General features: G+C 61.3%; 20 protein-coding genes. 3 read left to right on the top strand and 17 right to left on the bottom strand.

What is annotated here, in order from left to right; translation table 11 throughout:
- Positions 1-59: 59 nt before the first annotated feature.
- The 12 genes from WJM78_RS04870 to WJM78_RS04815 all read right to left on the bottom strand — a co-directional run bounded on the left by WJM78_RS04870 (position 60) and on the right by WJM78_RS04815 (position 11,311).
- Positions 60-941 carry an ABC transporter ATP-binding protein gene (locus tag WJM78_RS04870; RefSeq protein WP_042038247.1) on the bottom strand — a complete coding sequence of 294 codons (882 nt, stop codon included), beginning with the start codon at positions 939-941 and terminating at the stop codon, positions 60-62.
- A gap of 153 nt (positions 942-1,094) precedes the next feature.
- Entirely contained in the window at positions 1,095-1,706 is a 612-nt protein-coding gene (locus WJM78_RS04865) for an FKBP-type peptidyl-prolyl cis-trans isomerase (protein WP_042038246.1), read from the bottom strand.
- A 181-nt stretch (positions 1,707-1,887) separates the two neighbouring features.
- A complete protein-coding gene (locus tag WJM78_RS04860; protein WP_275930254.1) occupies positions 1,888-2,634 on the bottom strand; it encodes a copper homeostasis protein CutC in 747 nt (248 codons plus the stop codon).
- A 41-nt stretch (positions 2,635-2,675) separates the two neighbouring features.
- The gene (locus WJM78_RS04855; RefSeq protein ID WP_339014136.1) at positions 2,676-3,578 is read right to left on the bottom strand and encodes an ROK family protein; all 903 of its coding nucleotides are present in this window, start codon (positions 3,576-3,578) and stop codon (positions 2,676-2,678) included.
- A 105-nt stretch (positions 3,579-3,683) separates the two neighbouring features.
- The gene (locus WJM78_RS04850) at positions 3,684-4,190 is read right to left on the bottom strand and encodes a GNAT family N-acetyltransferase (protein WP_042038242.1); all 507 of its coding nucleotides are present in this window, start codon (positions 4,188-4,190) and stop codon (positions 3,684-3,686) included.
- Positions 4,178-4,984: a M48 family metallopeptidase gene (locus WJM78_RS04845; RefSeq protein WP_042038240.1), complete on the bottom strand. Its 807-nt coding sequence runs from the start codon at positions 4,982-4,984 to the stop codon at positions 4,178-4,180. The genes WJM78_RS04850 and WJM78_RS04845 overlap by 13 nt, the downstream gene beginning before the upstream one ends.
- 163 nt (positions 4,985-5,147) lie before the next feature.
- Entirely contained in the window at positions 5,148-6,122 is a 975-nt protein-coding gene (locus tag WJM78_RS04840; protein ID WP_108535928.1) for a PstS family phosphate ABC transporter substrate-binding protein, read from the bottom strand.
- A gap of 376 nt (positions 6,123-6,498) precedes the next feature.
- Positions 6,499-7,794 carry a phosphate regulon sensor histidine kinase PhoR gene (gene phoR / locus WJM78_RS04835; protein WP_042038238.1) on the bottom strand — a complete coding sequence of 432 codons (1,296 nt, stop codon included), beginning with the start codon at positions 7,792-7,794 and terminating at the stop codon, positions 6,499-6,501.
- 8 nt (positions 7,795-7,802) lie between these two features.
- Positions 7,803-8,492, bottom strand: coding sequence for a phosphate regulon transcriptional regulator PhoB (gene phoB, locus WJM78_RS04830; RefSeq protein WP_108535930.1), 690 nt, complete (start codon positions 8,490-8,492; stop codon positions 7,803-7,805).
- Positions 8,493-8,594: 102 nt separating this feature from the next.
- Positions 8,595-9,008: a VOC family protein gene (locus WJM78_RS04825; RefSeq protein ID WP_108535931.1), complete on the bottom strand. Its 414-nt coding sequence runs from the start codon at positions 9,006-9,008 to the stop codon at positions 8,595-8,597.
- Between the two features lie 56 nt (positions 9,009-9,064).
- Positions 9,065-10,345, bottom strand: a complete 1,281-nt coding sequence (locus tag WJM78_RS04820) for a GGDEF domain-containing protein (protein WP_339014130.1) — start codon at positions 10,343-10,345, stop codon at positions 9,065-9,067.
- Between the two features lie 132 nt (positions 10,346-10,477).
- Positions 10,478-11,311: an AraC family transcriptional regulator gene (locus WJM78_RS04815; protein WP_275930249.1), complete on the bottom strand. Its 834-nt coding sequence runs from the start codon at positions 11,309-11,311 to the stop codon at positions 10,478-10,480.
- Positions 11,312-11,414: 103 nt separating this feature from the next.
- Between WJM78_RS04815 and WJM78_RS04810 the strand changes: the two genes are divergently transcribed.
- Positions 11,415-12,314, top strand: a complete 900-nt coding sequence (locus WJM78_RS04810; RefSeq protein WP_339014125.1) for a DMT family transporter — start codon at positions 11,415-11,417, stop codon at positions 12,312-12,314.
- 87 nt (positions 12,315-12,401) lie between these two features.
- Here the strand turns inward: WJM78_RS04810 and WJM78_RS04805 are convergent, their stop codons facing one another.
- The 5 genes from WJM78_RS04805 to WJM78_RS04785 form a co-directional block, all read right to left on the bottom strand.
- A complete protein-coding gene (locus WJM78_RS04805; RefSeq protein ID WP_042038225.1) occupies positions 12,402-13,094 on the bottom strand; it encodes a response regulator in 693 nt (230 codons plus the stop codon).
- Between the two features lie 3 nt (positions 13,095-13,097).
- Positions 13,098-14,666: an ATP-binding protein gene (locus WJM78_RS04800; RefSeq protein ID WP_042038224.1), complete on the bottom strand. Its 1,569-nt coding sequence runs from the start codon at positions 14,664-14,666 to the stop codon at positions 13,098-13,100.
- 17 nt (positions 14,667-14,683) lie between these two features.
- Entirely contained in the window at positions 14,684-16,234 is a 1,551-nt protein-coding gene (locus tag WJM78_RS04795; RefSeq protein WP_042038222.1) for an NAD-dependent malic enzyme, read from the bottom strand.
- A gap of 10 nt (positions 16,235-16,244) precedes the next feature.
- Complete coding sequence (locus WJM78_RS04790; RefSeq protein WP_042038219.1) at positions 16,245-17,552, bottom strand: 2-hydroxycarboxylate transporter family protein; 1,308 nt, start codon at positions 17,550-17,552, stop codon at positions 16,245-16,247.
- A gap of 556 nt (positions 17,553-18,108) precedes the next feature.
- The gene (locus WJM78_RS04785) at positions 18,109-18,300 is read right to left on the bottom strand and encodes a hypothetical protein (protein ID WP_084204678.1); all 192 of its coding nucleotides are present in this window, start codon (positions 18,298-18,300) and stop codon (positions 18,109-18,111) included.
- 315 nt (positions 18,301-18,615) lie between these two features.
- Here WJM78_RS04785 and slyA point away from each other — a divergent pair, with 315 nt between their 5' ends.
- Both slyA and WJM78_RS04775 read left to right on the top strand, forming a co-directional pair.
- A complete protein-coding gene (gene slyA / locus WJM78_RS04780) occupies positions 18,616-19,089 on the top strand; it encodes a transcriptional regulator SlyA (RefSeq protein WP_212513638.1) in 474 nt (157 codons plus the stop codon).
- 1 nt (position 19,090) lies between these two features.
- Positions 19,091-20,146: an HlyD family secretion protein gene (locus tag WJM78_RS04775; protein WP_339014116.1), complete on the top strand. Its 1,056-nt coding sequence runs from the start codon at positions 19,091-19,093 to the stop codon at positions 20,144-20,146.
- Positions 20,147-20,149 lie beyond the last annotated feature (3 nt).

Raw genomic sequence — 20,149 nt, 5'->3', positions numbered from 1 at the left:
AGGCCACGGCAAGGCTCGCGGGTAAGAGCGAGCCTCGACACGGCACCTCATGACTGCGTTCATGCGCCACTCCTCAGGCTATGGCCGGTCAGGTGCAAGAAGAGATCTTCCAGATTGGGGGAGCGCACCTGCATGCCGGTCAGCGGCACCCCCAGACCCAGCAGTTGCGGCAACAGCAGCGCCACATCGGGACAAGTCAGCTCCACCTGATCGCCGTGGGGCAACAGTGGATAACCCAGGCTGGCGAGGGCCGGATGATCCGGCAGACGCACCAGCACCCCATCGAAGTGACGAGCCAGCAGGGCGGCCGGGGTATCCAGGCTGAGCAGATGGCCGTGATCGACGATGGCGATGCGATCGCACAACTGCTGCGCCTCGTCCATGTAGTGGGTGGTGAGCACCACCGTCTTGCCCTGGGCCTTGATCGCCTCGATGCGCTGCCAGAAGTGGTGGCGGGCCTGGGGATCCAGCCCTGTGGTGGGTTCATCCAGAAACAGCAGTTCGGGGTCGCCAAGCAGGGCCAGCGCCAGCAGCAGGCGCTGACGCTGGCCGCCGGAGAGCTTGCGGCTGTCCCGATCGATGAACTCGCCAAGGGCACACAGTTCGATGAGCTGCGCCTGGGGCAAGGGATTGGGATAGAGGCTGGCAAACAGGCGCAAGGTATCGCGCACCGTCAGAAAATCCTGCAGCGCCGTGTGCTGAAACTGGATGCCGATGCGGGAGCGGTAATCGGTGCCACGGGCGGCACCATGAAACAGGATCTGGCCGCTGTCCGGGGTGAGGATCCCCTCCAGCAACTCTATGGTGGTGGTCTTGCCTGCCCCGTTCGGACCGAGCAGGCCGAAACAGCACCCGGCGGGAATGGTAAAGCTGAGCCCGTCCACCGCCTTGACGCCGGGAAAGTGCTTGATGAGGTCAATGACTTCTATGATGGCAGCCATGCGTGTTTTCCAGAGTGACCGGGAACGCCAAGCCCTGACTATATCCAAATACCCCGCAAAGGCACATTGTCTATCGACGAGGGCCCGCCAGACAGGGGCACCTCAAACAGAAACGGCGACCCTGAGGTCGCCGTTTGCATCAAGCCAGCCGGATCACAGAATGTCCAGCAGCTCCACTTCGAATACCAGCGCAGAGTAGGGCGGGATGGAACCGGCACCACGGGCGCCATAGGCCAGATCCTGCGGAATGTATAGCTTCCACTTGGAACCAACCGGCATCAGCTGCAGCGCTTCAACCCAACCAGCGATGACGCCGGTGACCGGGAATTCGGCCGGCTCGCCACGGGCGACCGAGCTGTCGAACACGCCACCGTGGGTGAAGGTACCGTGGTAGTGCACGCGCACGGACTGACCGGCTACCGGCACGGCACCATTGCCTTCTACCATGACTTCGTATTGCAGACCGGAATCGGTCACCTTGACGTCGGCACGCTTGGCGTTGTCAGCCAGGAAGGCTTCGCCATCGGCGGCGGCAGCCTTGGCAACGGCTTCCTGCTCTTCCTGCATGCGAGCGGTGATCACCTGGAAGGCATCATTGATATCGTCACGGCTAACCGCGAACTCCAGACCATTCAGGGCATCTGCCAGACCTTGTTGCAGGGCCGGGATATCCAGACCGGCGAAGGCTTGCTGCGCCAGCTGATCACCCATGTTGCGGCCGATGCCATAGCTGGCCTTCTGTTCGATAGCGTCGTATTGGGACATTGAGATGTTGCTCCAGATCCAAGTAATAAAGAGGCGGGATGATATCAGACTTTTTGGCGAGGTGCTGCCGGTGGCAGCCCTGATTTCCACGCCAGTGGGAGGAACTTCACACAAGAAGAGCAGGATCGCCGCCTATCGGCGGCGATCCTGTCAGGCACAATGACACACTGAACCTTTGGACTCAAACCACACTTTCGGTGGCATCAGTGCGATCCAGCAGGGCCCGCACCGCTGCCACCTTGCCGGCGTCGGTGATATTGACCCGGCCGTCATCAGACGTGCCCATGTTCACCCCATGCGGTACCATGCCGCCACGCCAGCCCATACCGGACATATGCACCTCGCTCACCCCGGTGAACTCCAGGATGGTGCGCACGTTGTCGGCATTGACCCCGGCACCCGGCATCAGGCTGGCACGGCCCGCCAGCGCCTGCTGCATGGCCTGCAGGGTTTCAAGCCCCGCCAGCGCGGTCGGCGCATGACCCGAACTCAGGATGCGCTCGCAGCCGGCCGCGACGATCGTCTCCAGATCCAGCCGCCAGTCGGAGGAGAGATCAATGGCCCGATGGAAAGTCACACCGAGCGGCCCGGCCGCCTCCACCAGCTGGCGCAGCTGGTCGGCGGGCACCCGCCCCTCCTGATCCAGCAGGCCAATGACCACCCCCTGCAACCCGGCTGCGCGGGCGGCAGCGATATCCACCAGCATCAGTTCAAACTCGGCGGTGCTGAAGCAAAAATCCCCGGCGCGGGGGCGGATCATGGCGTAAACAGGCACGTTGGCGTGGCGCGCAGCCAGCTGCATAAAACCATAAGAGGGGGTCAGGCCACCCAGCCCCAGCGCAGAGCAGAGCTCGATGCGATCCGCGCCTGCTTGCTGGGCGGTGAACAGGGATTCCAGGTTGTCGATACAAATTTCAAGACGGGTCATGATGACTCCTTTATTGGAGAGATCAGACAGCACATCTGATCTCATAAATTGAGCAAGGCCGCGCCGCGCACCCCGCCGGCGCCACCGAAGCGGGCCTGGCGGATCTCGGGCAGGGCGACACCGGGCAACAGATGGCCGGGCAGACGCAGCGGCAGCTGTTGGTACAGGGCAGGCAAGCCACTCAAGCCGCCCCCTAGCACCACCACCTCGGGATCAACCACAGAGATGGCGGTCGCGAGCCCGGCGGCCATGATCTCCAGCCAGCAGTCGACCGTGGCCACCGCATGGGGCTCATGGGCCTCGAAGCGCCCCACTATCTGGTGACCGCTGGCACGCTGACCATGAAAATGGTGATAGAGCCGCTCCAGCCCGGTGCCGGATACATAGGTTTCAAAACAGACCAGGCGGCCGCAGCCACAACGGGGACGAGGCAGGTCGGGATACTTCATCAACATGGTGGCTGGCAGCGGATAGTGACCTATTTCCCCCGCCAGCCAGTTGCGGCCCTGGATCAGCTTGCCCGCCAGATAGACGGCGCCGCCGATACCGGTGCCGATGGTGACCCCCAACGCACTGTCGGCCCCGGCCGCCGCCCCCTGGTGCACTTCTGACCAGAGGAAGCAGTTGGCATCGTTGTCCACCTTGACCGGACGGCCCAGCCGCTCGGCCAGATCGGCGCCCAGATGGCGGCCATTGATGGAGGGCAGGTTCGCCGCCACTATGCTGTGATCGTGCCGATTGAGGATGCCAGGAAAGCCGATGCCCACGGCGCCTCTCGCGCCAAAACGGGCGTCCGCCTGCTCGACCCGGGCACGGATGAGCTGCAGCAATCCCTCGTAATCGTTACCGGGCGTGCTCATGCGCTCCTCATGACAGAGGTTCAAGGCGTCGTCATACACGGCAAACGCTATCTTGGTGCCACCAATATCAAAGCCGTAATACATGCCCACACTCCCTTGTCGGTAAGTCACCTCAGCCTGTCCAGAGCTGCACATTGTATTAATTCGCAAAAAAAATAAAGTGATCGGGGGCGAAAAATGGGAGAGAGATCAAAGCAAACGGAACATTTGCCGTTGCAGGCAAGCCTGCCCAAGGCTCATCAGGGTGCGTGCCTGACCGTCGAAGACGAAGCCGCGCCTCAGGTAAAACCCCTCGCCGATCCGGTTGCCATCGAGCAGCCACAATCTGACGCTGCCACAACCTGCACGACGCATCTGCATCGCCACCGCCTGCCATAGCCGCTTGCCATGACCCAGGCGCCAGTGCTCGGGATGGAGGTAAAAAGCGCGGATCAGGGCGCTCGGCTCTGTGCTATCCAGCACGAGTTGCCAGTAAAGCAGGCCTATGACCACCTCGTCCTGGCAGATCAACATGGGCCTGGGGCCGGATCCGGCGAGCCGGCTCTGCCAGATCTGCAGGTGCTCGGTCACCGAAAGCTGGGTCAGCATGTCGGCACCGAGCACCTCGCCATAGGCTGCGAGCCAGCTGGCCCGCTGCGTCACCGTCATGGCGGGGGCGTCATCGGGCCGCGCCATGCGCAGGCTTACGCCTTGCATTGGGGCACCAGACCGTTGGCGCGAGCCTGCTTAAAGAGCGGCAGCACGTACGCTTGTTGCGCCTGCAACTCGGCGATCCGGTTCTCATTACTGGGGTGAGTAGAGAGCAGCTTCGGCGGGGTGTTGCCACCGGCGGCGGCACTCATGTTCTGCCACAGGGGAATGGCTTCAGCCGGATTGAAACCAGCGCGGGCCATCAACTCCAGCCCCAACCGATCCGCTTCACTCTCCTGGGTGCGGCCATAAGGGAGCATGACACCGACCTCGACCCCGAGGCCAAGGGCGGCCATGGTGGCGCCGCGATACTCGCTGCTGCCCATGGCGATGTCGGCCGCCGCCAGACCGAGACCGGTCAGCTGGCTGCGGGAGAGCCGTTCGTTGGAGTGCTGGGCCAGCACGTGAGTCAGCTCGTGGCCGATGACGGTGGCGAGCTGATCCTGATTCTTGGCGACCTTGAGCAGGCCGCTGTAGACCCCTATCTTGCCGCCGGGCAGGGCGAAGGCGTTGACCTGCTTGGAGTCAAACACCACCACTTCCCAGCTGGTGATGCCATAGCTGGCGGGTACCTGGGCAGTCACCGCCTTGGCGACGCAGGAGACGTAGGCATTCATCCTGGCATCTTTGCTCACCTTCTCCTGCTTCTTCATCTGCTCGAAGGAGTCGGCGCCCAGCTGGTTCATCTGCTGGGGCGAGAACAGCAACATCTGACTACGACCGGTAGGAGACTGGGCACAGCTGGCCAGCAGGGTGGAACAGAGTGCCGCCAGGCCGAGCTTGAACAGGGGGGATGTCATGGAGGTGTCCTTCACCATAAAGATGCCCTATTTTCGGAAATGCGGGCGTCCGGCGCAAGTCGCCAAATCATACTGTTCGGCGAAAGCGGTCACAGGTCGCCATGGTGGATCCACTCAAAAAGAAAACGGGCCCCGCGGGGCCCGTGTGGCAGAGGAAACTGGCTTACATGATGCCCAGTTTCTTCAGGTCGGCTTCGACCACCTTGGCCGGCACCGGCACGTAGCCATCTTTGGCAACGATGCTTTGACCCGCTTTGGAGAGCATCAGCTTGACGAACTCTTGCTCCATCGGGGAGAGCGGCTTGTTCGGATGCTTGTTCACGTAAACGTACAGGAAGCGCGACAGCGGATACTTACCGGTGATGGCGTTGTCAGCGGTCGCTTCGATGAAGGTCTTGCCATCCTTGGAGAGCGGTACGGCACGCACACCAGAGGTAACATAACCGATACCCGAGTAGCCGATACCGTTCAGGGAGGCAGAGACTGACTGCACCACGGAGGCAGACCCCGGTTGCTCGTTCACGCCGCTCTTGAAGTCGCCGTTACACAGGGCGTGCTCTTTGAAGTAACCGTAGGTACCGGAGACAGAGTTGCGGCCGAACAGCTGCAGATCCTTGGAGGACCAGTTGCCGTCCAGACCCAGATCAGACCACTTGGTGGCCGCCTTGTCTTCGCCACACTTGAGGGTGCTGGAGAAGATGGCATCCAGTTGCGGCATGGTCAGCCCCTTGATGGGGTTGTCCTTGTTGACGAACACGGCCAGGGCATCGACCGCAACGCGGATGGCGGTCGGCTTGTAGCCATGGCGCTTCTCGAATGCTTCCTCTTCACCTGTCTTCATGGCGCGGCTCATGGGGCCAAACTGGGCAACACCTTCTGTCAGGGCAGTTGGCGCGGTGGAGGAACCGGCGGCCTGGATCTGCACGTTGACGTTGGGGTACATGCGCTTAAATTCTTCGGCCCACAGGGTCATCATGTTGGCCAAGGTGTCCGAACCGACAGAGGACAGGTTGCCCGAGATGCCGCTGGTCGGTGTGTAATCCGGCAGATTTTTATCCACACCGGCAGCCAGGGCGCTGACGGAAAACAGGGTTGCTGCGGTGAATCCGATTACACCAGCCAGTTTGTTGAGTTTCATCCAATCTCTCCAAGTCCAAGGTTGTAGAACGCAGTCCATTCAAAAACGGTGTTAACTTCGCTCAACGCCGGTCACGACGACCGATTTGTTGAGTTTCATTCCATGCCCTCTCCACCCAGTCCGAGGTTGCAAAAGGCAATCGTCAATCTGATGTCAAACCTGGTTAAAACCCGCTCGTACTGTTGGTCGGGCTTCATTTCGTCCCCGCCAACGTGACAGAAGGTCCGTTCTCAAGACGGCGCCAGTATCTGACCTGGCAGTGACAAATTTATGGATTTAATGTGACACTTTAATGACATGGCAAGGCTGTTGGCCAAATGAAAAGAGGGCCGCCGTCGCCGCCCTCTCTGCACTGCTAACCCCTTGCTGAAAAAGACTATTTCAGCACCACCATATTGGCCGGAATGAGGAAGCTGAAACGGCTACCGAGGCCAACCCGGCTCTCGATATCGAGCTGGGCGTCGTGATGACTCAAGGCATGCTTGACGATGGCAAGCCCCAACCCTGAGCCACCCGTGTGGCGCGAGCGTGCCTTGTCGACCCGATAGAAACGCTCAGTGAGCCGCGCCAGATGTTCGGGCGGGATACCCTCCCCCTCGTCCTGCACCACAAACAGCGCCATGGCCCCCTGCTTGCGCCACTCCACGCTGATCTTGCGCCCCGCCGGGGTGTAGTGAATGGCGTTGTAGACCAGGTTGGAGATGGCGCTGCGCAGCTGATCCTGATCCCCGCGTACGAAGAGATTGGACTGCACCCTGAACTCGATCTGGTGTGCCCGATCCCCCGACAGTACCCGTACCTCCTGCTCCAGCAGCCCCAGCATGGCAGGCATGTCCACCAGGTGGGAGAGATCCACCGAGGGAGCCGCCTCGATGCGCGACAGGGTGAGCAGCTGGTTGACAAGGTTATCCATGCGGATGGTCTGCTCCATCATCACCCTGTGTGCCTTGGCCCACAGGTCAGGGGGGGGCAGTTCTTCGGTCATCTCCAGATAGCCCTTGAGTACAGTGAGCGGAGTACGCAGTTCGTGGGAAACGTTGGAGACAAAGTGCTTGCGGGTTTTCTCCAGGCTGCGCAGCCGGGTGACATCCCGCACCACCAGCATGGCCTGATCCTCGGCGTAGGGCATGATGCGAAACTCGAGACTCTTCTCCTCGTTGATGGGCGAGGCTATCTCGAACGGTTCGTCATACTGCCCCTCACCCAGATAGGCACCGAAGGTGGGATTGCGAATGAGGTTGCCTATGTGCTGACCGGCGTCTTCCGGCCAGCGAAAACCGAGCAACTGCTCTGCCAGCCGGTTGCACCAAAGGATGCTGCCGTCAGTGCGAAACACCACTGCGGCATCGGGCAGGGCTTCGGCCCCTTCCCGAAAACGGCGGATGAGGCCCGCCAGCTCGCGGCGCCGGGCGCGGTGGCGTTGCTGCAACTTGTAGATGCCGTTGAAGATATACTCCCAGCTGCCACTGCCGTTGGGGGGCACCAGGCTGCGATCGTGCCACAGCCAGTCCGACAGCCGCTTCTGAAAGCGATAGTGCCAGCCCAGATGCAGCACGGTCGCCACCAGCAGGCAAAGGGTGAAGGTATCCGTCAACCAGCCGACCAAGACGAAGGGCGTATAAAAAAACGCCATCCGCCACAACTGTCGCCGCCAGGCGTAAGGTTGCAACATAACGTCCTCTAGAGACGGATGGAAAAGCGATAGCCTGCACCGCGCACCGTCTGAATCAATCGATCGTGACCCGTCTCTTCAATGGCCTTGCGCAAGCGACGAATATGCACATCCACGGTTCTGTCCTCGACGTACACATTGGTCCCCCAGACATTGTTGAGCAGCTGCTCGCGACTATAGACCCGCTCGGGATGGGTCATGAAGAAGTGCAGCAGTCTGAACTCGGTCGGCCCCATGTCCAGCGCCTTCTCCTCGGCGCTGACCCGGTGGGAAACCGGATCCAGTTTAAGTCCCTGCACCTCGATCACCTCGTCCACCGACGTGGGCGAAACACGACGCATCACAGCATGAAGGCGGGCGGTCAGCTCCTTGGGAGAGAAAGGCTTGGTGATGTAGTCGTCGGCACCGGCCTCCAGACCACGCACCTTGTCCTCCTCCTCACCGCGGGCGGTCAACATCACCACCGGGATCTGGCGTGTCACCTCATCCTGCTTGAGTTGCTTGATGAACTGGATGCCACTGCCACCCGGCATCATCCAGTCCAGCACGATGAGTTCGGGGTAAGGCTCGCGCACCTTCGCCAGTCCATCGGCGTAATCTTCCGCTTCAACCGTCTCATATCCCTTTTGCTCAAGCACGAAGCAGAGCATTTCGCGGATGGGTGCTTCGTCCTCGACCACCAGAATTCGCTTAGCCATATCCCTTCTCTCTCCTGTGTGAAGATGGGTGCGCCAATTATTAGAACTTTCTGTGACACTTTTATGACTTTATGACAGGCGAGATGATAAACGTTTTCAGATTCATTTGGCAGCTGCGAGTTGCAGCAAGTCCCAACGGTTGCCACTGATGTCCTCGAACACCACCACCATGCCGTATGGCTCACTACGTGGCTGTTCACAAAAATGAACACCGTACGCCTGCATGCGCTGGTAATCCCCCCAGAAGTCGTCGGTTTCGAGGAACAAAAATACCCGGCCGCCCCCCTGCTGACCGATGGCGGCCTGCTGCTCGGGCGTGGCGGCACGGGCCAGCAGCAAGGCAGATCCTGGCGCGCCGGCAGGCGCCACTCGCACCCAGCGCTTGCCCGGTTTGCCCGGTTCATCAAGCCGGGTATCTTCCAGCAGCGCGAAGCCAAGTCCCTCGGTAAAAAAGCGAATGGCCTGATCGTAATCGGCCACCAGCAGGGTCAGCGCCCCGATCGATTGTGTTGTCATCTTGCTCTCTCGCATTCATTGATTTTTCGACTGTTGGCGGCACGGTAGCACTGCGGTCAGTTCACTTCCACCCGGTTGCGGCCCCGCTTTTTAGCCTGATAGAGCGCCTCGTCAGCGCGCTTGAGTAACAGCTCCAGTGGATCCCCTGCACGCTCGGCCACCCCGAACGAGGCGGTGACCCGCAGGGCTGAAGGCCAATGGGGATAGGCTGCCAGTATGACCCGTAGCCGCTCGGCCAAACTGGCGGCTCGCAGCCTATCGTAGTGGAAGCAGACCAGCACGAACTCCTCCCCACCCCAGCGCACCAGATGGCAGAGTGCATCACAGTGGCGCAGGATCTCGCTCACCAGATGCTTGAGCACCTCATCCCCCACCGGGTGGCCATGGGTGTCGTTGATCTGCTTGAAGTGATCCACATCGAGATAGATAAAGGAGCAAGCCAGCTCGTCTATCTCGGCTAACAAGCGTTCACCACCCAACCGGTTGAGCGCGCCGGTCAGCGGATCGTAACAGGCCAGTTCGCGTGAGCGGCGGCTCTCTTCGCTCAGGGTGCGGTTGAGCGCCTCCACCTCCAGCTTGGCCTGATGGGCATACTGCAAGCGCTGTTTCATATAGATATGGTTGACCAGAAAAAACGCGCAGCCATAGATAAACCAGACAAACAGGATCAGCCGGTAGAAGAGGGTGGCATCGAGCCAGGGGCCGTGAAACTGCAGCTCCTCGATCACTACCCCATGCTTGCCGGGTGGCATGTCGGAACCCGCTACCACCTCCATGGCATAGACCCGATCCAGATTCGCCCCCTGCTGCTGCAGCGGCACATTGAAATACTTGATCCACCAGGTCGCCGGAGTGAATACATCCAGCGGCACCTCGTGGGACTTGCCGTAATCGGCCGGACGAAAGATGATTTCGTTGAACTTGGGTTGCAACGGGTCGTCCACCTTGTCGTAAGCCGGATTGTAGTTGCGCAGATAGAAGCGCCAATCCTGCTCCCCCTCCCCTGTCACGCTCAAACGAATATGGAGCATGTCGAAACGGGCGAGATTAATCCCCTGCTGGCGCGACGTCAGGGTGAGGACCAGGCCGCAACTGGGGTAGCTGTCCGGGCTGGCAACCAGGATGCACTCCACCCCGGGGTTACCATCGGCCGAGGGGAGGTAGCGCACTGCCCCCGGCGCAGCATCCGCTGCCTGCTGTACGGTCACAGAAAGCGGCCCCCCCTTCATATCGAGCACCCGCTCGGGGCCGAACTCGAACAGCAGGATGGAGCAGCAGGTCAACGCCAGCAGGTACCAGAACAGCGACTCGGCAAAACGGGAACTGGAAGCGATCATGCTGACCCCATCGCATCAATATGGACACTTGGGCCATCTGGTTTGGGCAGAAAACTCTCCGGCATCCCCATCATGGCACGCGATAACAAAACACTATGATAACCCCTGGAACGACAAGAAACAGGTCACCTATCAAGGTGTTCGCAGCTCATCGTCACCTTTTCCCACCATTGCGACCCCAAGCTCTGCCGACTGCAGGCGATAGCGCTGGGGCGAGCAGCCCAACTCACGGTTGAACATGGCGATAAAGGCCGAGGTGGAGCCGTAACCGAGCCGCCAGCCAATCTCCTGCACCGGCAATTCCCCCTTGAGCCAGGCCAGCGCCTTAAGCAGCTTGAGCCGGGCCCGCCACTGGCCGAAGTTCATGCCCAGTTCGCGCACGCAGCGCCGGGCCAGGGTGCGCTCCGTGCTGTGCAACTGTTCGGCCCACTGGGCCAGGGTGCGCGGATCGGCAGGATCGCAGTGGAGCGCCGCCAGCATGGGAGCCAGCAGCTTGTCCTGGCTCATGGGCAGGTAGCTCTCCTGGCAGCGGGTGCGGGTCAGCTTCTCCACCAGCAGCTCGGCCTGGCGCACATCCCATTCATCCTGCATGTGGCCCAGCTTGCGCTCGCAAAAATCTGCCAGCATGGTCCGGATGAGCGGTGTCATCTCCAGCAGGCGTGGCTCGGCTGGCAGCTTGGCCGCCAGAGCATGATTGACATAGATGGAGGTGTAGGCGAGGGCCTGCTGGTTGTAGGAGGCATGCTCCAGACCCGCCGGCACCCAGATAAGGTAGTCGGCGGGAGCCACCAGCCGGTGCTGATCCAGCACTATCTCCATCACCCCCAGACTTATCAGGCTGAGCTGGCCCCAGGGGTGGCTGTGTGGCGCGCAGGCGCTCTCGGCCTGGATCTGCTGATAGCGCAGATAGAGGGGGTTGGGCTCGGGCAGATGTAAGTCGGTCGGGTGATACTGATGCACGGCCATTGCGGGTGACTTGTCCTTTCTGCGGGATGAATTGTCAGTTTTACGTTATTTGATAACAGAAAGACAAGGGTAGACTTGGCCCCCTGTTAACAAGGATCCTTTGATGCGTATCTTCTTTCCGCTTATGTTTCCGCTGATGGCCGTGCTGATCTGGGCCACCAATACAGTGGTGTCCAAGGCCGCCGCCAGTGTGATCGACCCGGCAGCCATCTCTTTTTACCGCTGGGTGATAGCCGCCCTGGCACTGACCCCCTTCTGCCTGCCGCAGTTGTGGCGCCGCCGCCACGAAATCCGCCCCTGGCTCGGCAAGCTGCTGGTGCTGGCGGCCCTTGGCATGGTGCTCTACCAGTGCCTTGCCTATTACGCCGCACACACCACCTCGGCCACCAACATGGGGGTCATTGGCTCCCTCATCCCGCTGCTGACCCTGCTGCAGAGCGCGCTCTTCTTCGGCCAGCGCCCCGGTAAGCAGGCACTGCTTGGCATGAGCATCTCGCTGTTCGGGGTATTCTGGCTGCTGAGCCAGGGCCAACCGCTGGCTCTGCTGCACGACGGCATCAACCCGGGGGATGGGCTCATGCTGCTCGGTTCCGCCAGCTACGCCCTCTATGGTCTGCTGATCCGCCGCTGGCAACTGCCGTTCGGTCCCTGGCTCAACCTCTACATGCAGATCCTGTTGGCTGTGCTGCTGCTGATCCCGGTCGCCCTCAGCGCAGACTCCCTGGCGGTACCCGCCGAGGGCTGGGGCCTGGTGCTGTTTGCCGGGCTCGCCTCCTCCCTGCTGGCCGCCTACTGCTGGATGCGCGGCCTCGCCTGCATGGGGGCGGAGCGCACCTCTGTGTTCATGAACCTGATGCCGCTGTGTACCGCCCTCATTGCCGTCATCACCCTGGGAGAGCCCGTTCACGGCTATCACCTGCTGGGGGGCGGTCTGATCCTGACCGGCGTCATGCTCTCCCAGCTCAGACCCAGGGTGCGCCGCGCCCTTGCCGGGGAGGCATAAACCGGCGAGACAAGCCGCTGCAACACAATGCAAGAAGGGAGCCGAGGCTCCCTTCTTGCATGCATCTTCGCGCTAAAATCCGCAGGCTCAGTTGCCCCGGCGCCAGTGGTAGCGCCGCTCCGGCCGACCACGCTGGCCGTAGTTGAGATCCACATCGACCCTGTCTTCGGACTCCAGATACTCCAGGTAGCGGCGCGCCGTAGTGCGGCTGAGCGACAGTCGCAGCGCCACCGTATCCGTGGAAAACGCGGTATCCGGCTCACCGGCCAGCAGCTCCAGCACCTGGCGCAGCGTGATAGCGTCGATCCCCTTGGGGGTATCACGTATCTCCCTGGCCTGGGGACGCCCCTTGCCCATCAGCCGATCCAGGTCGCTCTGCTCCAGAGAGCCCCGCTCGCTGATACGCCTGTGCAGGGTCAGGATCTCGTCCAGGCTCTGCTGGATGCGAAACAGCCGCAGCGGCTTGATGATGTAATCCTGCACCCCCAGGTTGAGGGCCTGCTGTATCGTCTCAACATCGCAGGAGGCGGTCACCATGATGACGTAAGCCTCACGGTTATGGCTACGCAGCCGATTGACCCACTCGAGGCCAGAGCCGTCGGGCAGGGAAATATCCACCAGCAGCAGCTGCGGCTGGGTCGCTCGCATCATGAGGTCGGCCTGGGTCAGGCTTTCGGCCCGACCCAGCAGGGAAAATCCGGGGGTGGAGGAGACCAGCTCGGACAGAATGGATCCAATCCGTTCGTCATCCTCGATCACCAGAGTGAATATGGGCGCCATAGATCACACCAATTGGTTTTTATTCAAGTAGATACCGAACAGAGTGGTCTGTTCGGCGGTGCGGCGCCATTCTATCACACCCCCTCGTCTGGCCACCGTCTCCTTGACCAGGAAGAGGCCAACCCCGTGATCACCCGTCTGACGGCTGATGCCGTAATCAAACAAATGATCCGCCAGCGCTTCGTCTACCCCCTCGCCGCTGTCCTCCACCTCTATCACCAGCCGGCGACCAAAATCGTTGAGGGAAATCAGCACCCGCGGCGGACACGCCTTGCGCCTGGCCCAAGCGGCGCGAATGCCATTGTCGAGCAAGTTGCCAATGAGGGTGATGAGATCTGCCGACACCGCCGCCGGATACTCTCCCAGCGCCGAGTCGGGATCCAGCACCAGCTCTACCCCCAGCTCCCGCGCCCGGCTGAATTTGCCGAGAATAAGCCCCGCCACCGGCTTATCTTCGATGGCCCGCAGCAGCCCCTGCAACATGGTCTGGCAGGCCTCGCTCTCCTGCTGAATGAGTTCCACCGCCTGATCCACATGACCGAGCTGCAGCAGGCCGGAGAGGCTGCTCAGCTTGTTGGCGAACTCGTGGGTCTGCATCCGCAGCATCTCGGCATACTGGCGCAGATGGGTTACCTGCATGCCGAGGCTGCCGGTCACCTCTGGGCGACTGAAGATCAGCAGGCGACCGGGCACCTTGCCCTCCACCGCCTGCCAGCGCCCCACGAACGCCTCACCGTGCACAGTGAAGCCCAGCTCGGTTTCGAGCTGGGTCAAGGCGGGCGCCAGTGGTGGTGACAACTCGGCAAGGGGCTGCCCCAGCAGAGCATGACGCCCTGTGCCCGGCAGACGCAGTTGATAGAAGGCAGCGCTGTTGAGCATCCGAATATTGCCCCCGCTGTCGATGGCTATCACCCCCTCCGAGATGTGCTCCAGCACCAGCTCCTGCAGCACGAAGCGATTGACAATGGCTTCGGGCTCCAGATCCAGCAGGGTGCGGCGCAGCAGATGTTGCAGCCAGAGCGCCAGCAGCAGACCACAACCCAGCACGGCAAGGATGGCAGTGACCAGCAGAGCGATCCGCTCCAGATAGATGTCCTCCACCGTCTGCATCAGGTAACCCACCACCACGGCGCCCATGGCGCGGCCATCGGGCCCGATCACCGGAGCAAAACAGCGAATGGCCGGGCCTAATGTGCCCTCATCTTCGGAGCAGTAGCTGAGCCGCTCATGGAGGGCCGGCCAGATGTCTTCACCACGGAAGAGGCCACCGATCCGTTCGGGCGAAGGGTGGCTAAGGCGGTGGGCATGTTCATCTGTCACCACCATGTAGGCGGCATCGGTGCGATTGCTGATCCCCTCCACATAGTCGCGCAAACCGGGATCACTGCCCTGTTGCAGGGCTTGCACCACCCGGCTGTCGGCCGCCAGCACCCGCGCCAGATCGGCACCATTCTCCTGCAGAGTGCTCTCCAGCAGATGGCGGATAAAAAGGGCAAGCAGGCTGCCCAGGATCACGATCAGCAGCAGTGACAGACCCAGAGAGAGGGTAACCAGTTGGTGGCGCAGTTTCATCGATTAGCCTTGCAACATCAGGAAGCGGACCAATAGTGCGGGCGCCACCAGGTCTGGTCAATCAGTGGCGCAGGATCACCACTAAAATCGGCCAATCCCTCCTCGCGGGCGGTGAGGGCCACGGCTCTGGCGACCGCACGGGCCACCTCCCCCACCTGCTCAATGGGAGGCAACAGCCGCCCCTCGGCCAGTGGATAGGCACCCACAGCCCGCACCGCCGCCTGCAGCATGCCATCGCTGATGCGGCGCGCCTTGACCGCGCAGGCCCCCAGGCCAATGCCCGGAAACACGTAGACGTTGTTGCACTGGGAGACTACCCGCGCCTCCCCCGCCACCGTCACAGGGGCAAAGGGGCTGCCGGTGGCGAGCAGGGCGCGTCCCCCGGTGGCCTGCCACACCTGCTCCGGCGTCGCTTCGGCGCTACGGGTGGGGTTGGAGAGCGGCAGGATCACGGGCCGCTCACAGGCGGCGCCCATGGCGCTGAGCACGGCTTCATCAAACAGGCCGCCCTGGCCGCTCACCCCGATCAGTACGCCAGGGCGCAGGCGTTCAATGAGCGCAGGCAGCTCGCCGCAGGCCTCTTGCGCCGGGCGGGCAAACGGCCGCTGGGACGGGGTCAGGTTGGCGCGATCCAGGCAGACCAGTCCATCCTGATCAAACAGCTGCACCCGCTCCGAGCCACCCGCCAGTTGGGCCAGCATGGCGGCGATGCCGCAACCCGCCGAGCCGGCACCAACGATGAGCACAGGGGTGTCGGCCAGCTGGCTGCCCGCCTGCTGCAAGCCCGCCAGCACACAGGCCGAGGCGACCGCCGCCGTGCCCTGAATATCGTCGTTGAACATACACAGCTCGTCCCGATAGCGGGCCAAGAGGTTCGCGGCATGCTTGCCGGCGAAGTCTTCAAACTGCAGCACCACCTGGGGCCAGCGTGTGCGAATGGCCGCCACTACCCGATCCATAAAGTGGTAATAGGATTCGCCATCCACCCGGTTGGCCTGCCAGCCGAGGTAGGAGTCATCCTCCAGCAGCTCGGGGTTATTGGTGCCGACGTCGACGCACAGCGGCAGGGTACGCGCCGGGTCGATGCCACCAGCGGCCGAGTAGAGCGCCAGCTTGCCGATGCAGATCCCCATGCCGCCGATACCGAGATCGCCGAGCCCCAGCACCCGCTCACCGTCAGAGATGACGATGACATCCACCTCTTGCTCTACCGCGGCGAAGATGGCATCCAGATCGTCCCTGTCATGCCAGGAGAGGTAGAGACCGTGGCTGCGCAGATAGAGGTCGCTGTGGCGCTGACACGCCTCTCCCACCACTGGGGTGTAGATAATGGGCAGCAGTTCCGGCAGGTGGTGGCGCACCAGATCGTAAAACAGCACCGGGTTGTCTTCTTGCAGCTGGCGCAGCAGCAGGTGCTGATCGAACGGGCTCTGCATGGCAGAGACCAGGCGATAGATACGGCGCCGTTGCTGGGCCAGGGACTCCTCTTTATGGGGCATACGCCCCATCAGCCCCTGTCGCTTGCGTTCTGCATAGGGCAGGCTGGTGCCCATCATGATGTCGTTCATTGTCTTTTCCTTATGCCAGCAGCGAGATGAGCAGGGTGGCCAGGATCAACATGACGGCGCCCCCGAGACGGGAAGAGATCTGGGCAAACGGCATCAGCTTCATGCGCTGGGCCGCCGACAGCACAGCCACATCGCCCGTGCCCCCCATGTTGGCCATACACAGACCGCCGGTGAGGGCCGCCTCTATGGGATAGAAACCTATCATGCGTCCCACCAGGGCCGCCCCCAGGGCACCGCCAACCACTGTCACCAGCACCAGCACGAAGTAGCTGATGGAAAAGGCGCTGATGAGTTCTGGGATGCTGGTGTAGGCGACACCTATCCCCACCAGCAGGGAGGGAGTCAGATTGCCGACCACGAACTGGTACCAGTCGGCGGCAGCCTGCTCGTAACGACGTGGCAGCACGCCGCTCACCTTGATGATGGCCACTGCCAGTATCATCAGCGCAAAGGGGTGCATGGGAATGAAGTTGCCGAGCAGGGAGCCCAGTACGAACATGCAGGAGCTGATAAAGAGCCCGATGCCGAGACTCTCCAGCGTCGGGGCCTGAGTCTGCTCTTCGGCCACGTTCTGGCTGATCTCCTTGATCATCAGCTGGCCGTTGCCAGTCAGGGAGGGGTAACGACGGCCGAGACGGGCCAGCACTGTGCCCACCAGAATGGCCAGGGTGTTGGCGATCACCACGGCGGGCACCATGCGTGACAGCAGATCGGCGCTGGACATCTGCATCGGGCCGGAGAGGATCTCCACCAGCGGTACGGCGCCGGCACCCATGCCACCGCCCATGATGGGCAGGCCGATAAGCAACACTGCATTCTTGAAGCCATAACCCATCAGAGCGCCGACCAGGCCAACGCTGAGCAGCGCCAGGGTTACGCCCCCCAGAATGACCGGCAGGTAACGCATGGCGGCGTTTTTCAGCAGGGCACTGCTCATGCCAAAGACAGAGCCGGTCACCAGACTGGCGATGAAGAAGTTGAGAAAGCCCCCCTCCTTCATGAAGCCGATGATCACCTGACCCGCCTCGACTGGCAGGATCCGGTATTCAAACAGGGCGGCGCCGCCGAAGATGGCGAGTATGGTGCCGCCCCCCAGATACTCACGTATGGGAGTGATGCGTTCGCCCAGCTCGGTCAGCAGGGTACCGAGCACGAACATCAGCGCCAACGCGCCGACCATGCCGAGCGGCAAGGATCCATTCCAGCCAGAAAAGAGCACGCAGGTGGCAAGCCCGAGAAAGATCATCATGGGCATGCCGGCAATTTGTCGGTCGCCAAACAGCGCAACCCTGGTTTGTGGGGTAGAGAGGTTTTTCATTGTTATGCTCCAACGTGTGGTGTAGCGCTACTCTAGTGATCCTCCCCTTCCCTGTCGGTTAGCCCGATTACAAAGGCATATAAAAACATTAAAACCTTAAACGCTATGGCCATAAAATGGCCACCGCCCGCGTTATTCACGCGCCCTGAACTACGCTGGCCAGACACAGACATAAAGAGTGATGTCGGCGTGACGCCACGACCTAGCGGGACGGGCATTAGAAAATGATTAAATTTCACCCACCAACAGGCAAGAAATAATCGGATAGCTGTCGGATGACGGCAGCCCATATATAGGCTGCGCCTTCATATCAACAGGGCAACAACGCTGGCATAGCACCTGCGCGATCCCATGAACTGAGGCTGGTGGATCATCAGGCCCCGGGTGTCACCGGCAAGAGGCAGTTCCGGGAGGGATATGATGTGGGTTGCTCCGCGGGCGCGAAACAACAGCTGTGCCTTCCAGAGCGATAAAATGAGGCGGGTGGGACAGTGCATGCCCCAAGGACCAGGCTCGCCTGAATGGCCAGAGCCTCATTTCAACCTGCTCGCTTTCGCTATTCGGCTAATAACAGTGGAATATTGGCGGGGTCAAATTCATGACAGATATCACTCGCTTCCAGACTGGGGCCATAATGTGCGTCGGCAACATATTCTCCATCGGCCAGCAGGCTCTCGATTGAAAAATGGGGGTCACCCGATTCATATCGTTCCACAGCTATCGTCTCCCTGTTTAGCTGACCCATCAATATTAGTGGATAAAAAACAGGCTGCCGAATTTATATGACATCCTGTTGACCAAAAATAATAGCAGGCGCGACCCTTGCCTTATTTTCATCCCACCAGCCAGCCCACGTTTATTTATCCCGCCAGGGTATTCCATGGGATTTCGCGCACCTTTCGCTCATTCCAAACCCAAAAAGCCTCTTGCGAAGCCCTTTACTCATCAAAAAGCGCCATAAGAAACCCACCTGATTTTTTATAAACAAGATCTCGACCACACCATTTACTTAGCCTGCTAAACAATTACAATGCTTAGCAAGCTAAGTAAATTGAGAGTGCTCATGATGAAAGATCTGGAAATGTTGCGCGAGTTGTCCCTCGCCGAGCGCGTCGGACGACTGCATCGACTGTGGCGTACCGTGGCCGATCTCGAGCTGGCGCCGCTGGGTCTGACCCATCCCCGCTGGACTGCACTGTGGAAACTCAGTCGCCTCGGAGGTCACCTCAGCCAGAAGACGCTCGCCGAGGCACTGGAGATAGAGCTGCCCTCCCTGATGCGCACCCTGGGTCTGCTGGAAGAGCAGGGGCTGGTGGAGCGCCACTGCTGTTGCAAGGACAAACGGGCCCGCATCGTCACCCTGACACCAGAGGGCAAGGCGCTGCTCGACCAGATCGAGCATCGCATCATGGACATTCGCCGGGACCTGCTCACCGGCATCAGCCAGCGAGAGCTGGAACAATTTGAAGACATAGTGCACCGGATCTCCGCCAACGCCCTCGGCAAGATAGGTTCACAGAGTGAAGAGAGAGAATAGGATGACCCCGGATCAACAATTCAAACGCTGGATAAAATGGGCCATGGGGAGCTTCATACTGCTATTTGGCTACTTCCTGCTGGCCGACCTCAAGATGCCGCTCACCCCGCAAGCCATGGCCACCCGCGTCGTGACCAAGCTGGCCCCCCAAGTCAGTGGCAAGGTGGCGCAGGTCGCCGTCGGCAACAACCAGCATGTCAAACAGGGGGATCTGCTGTTCACGCTCGATCCCGCCCCCTTTGAACTGGCCGTCGAACAGGCCCGGCTCGCGCTGGATCAGGCCGAGCAGCAGAACCGTCAGCTCGACGCCACCCTGAACGCCACTGCCGCCGACTTCAACTCGTTGCAGAGTCAGGCCTCCCAGAAGCGGCGGGAAGCCGAACGCATCGATGCACTCTATCGCCGTCGCATGGTGTCAGAGCAGCAAAAAGATGACGCCGACAGCGCGTTGCGCACTGCCCAGGCCAACGTGATGGCCAGCAAGGCCCGCATGACCCAGGCCAGGGTGAACCGCGGCCTGCCCGGTGATGACAACCTGTTGCTACGCCAGGCTCGCAACCACCTCGCCCAAGCCGAGCTCAACCTCTCCTACAGCCAGATACAGGCCAGTCAGGATGGCATCATCACCAATCTGCAACTCAAGCCGGGCAGCTTCGCCGCGGCCGGAGCCCCGCTGCTGGCGCTGGTCTCCGAGCAGGTGGACGTGATCGCCGATTTTCGCGAGAAGAGCCTGCGGCACGTGGCTCAGGATAGCCGGGCGCTGGTCGCCTTCGATGGTGAGCCGGGCAAGCTTTATCCGGCCCGTGTCACCAGCCTGGATGCCGGAGTCAGCGCCGGTCAGTTCGATGCCAACGGTCTGCTGGCCAGCCCCACCGAATCGGATCGCTGGGTGCGCAACGCCCAGCGGCTGCGGGTGCACCTGACGCTGGAGCAGTTGCCAAGCCACCTGCCGGCCGGTGCCCGCGCCACAGTGCAACTGCTGCCGGACAACGCACTAAGCGCTCTGTTTGCCCGTGGCCAGATCCGCCTGCTCAGCCTGCTGCACTACATCTACTAAGGT

The sequence above is a fragment of the Aeromonas popoffii genome (genome assembly GCF_037818705.1).
Lineage (GTDB): Bacteria > Pseudomonadota > Gammaproteobacteria > Enterobacterales > Aeromonadaceae > Aeromonas > Aeromonas popoffii.
Note: the sequence above shows the minus strand (reverse complement) of the source record. Positions and strands in the feature narration are given on the sequence as shown.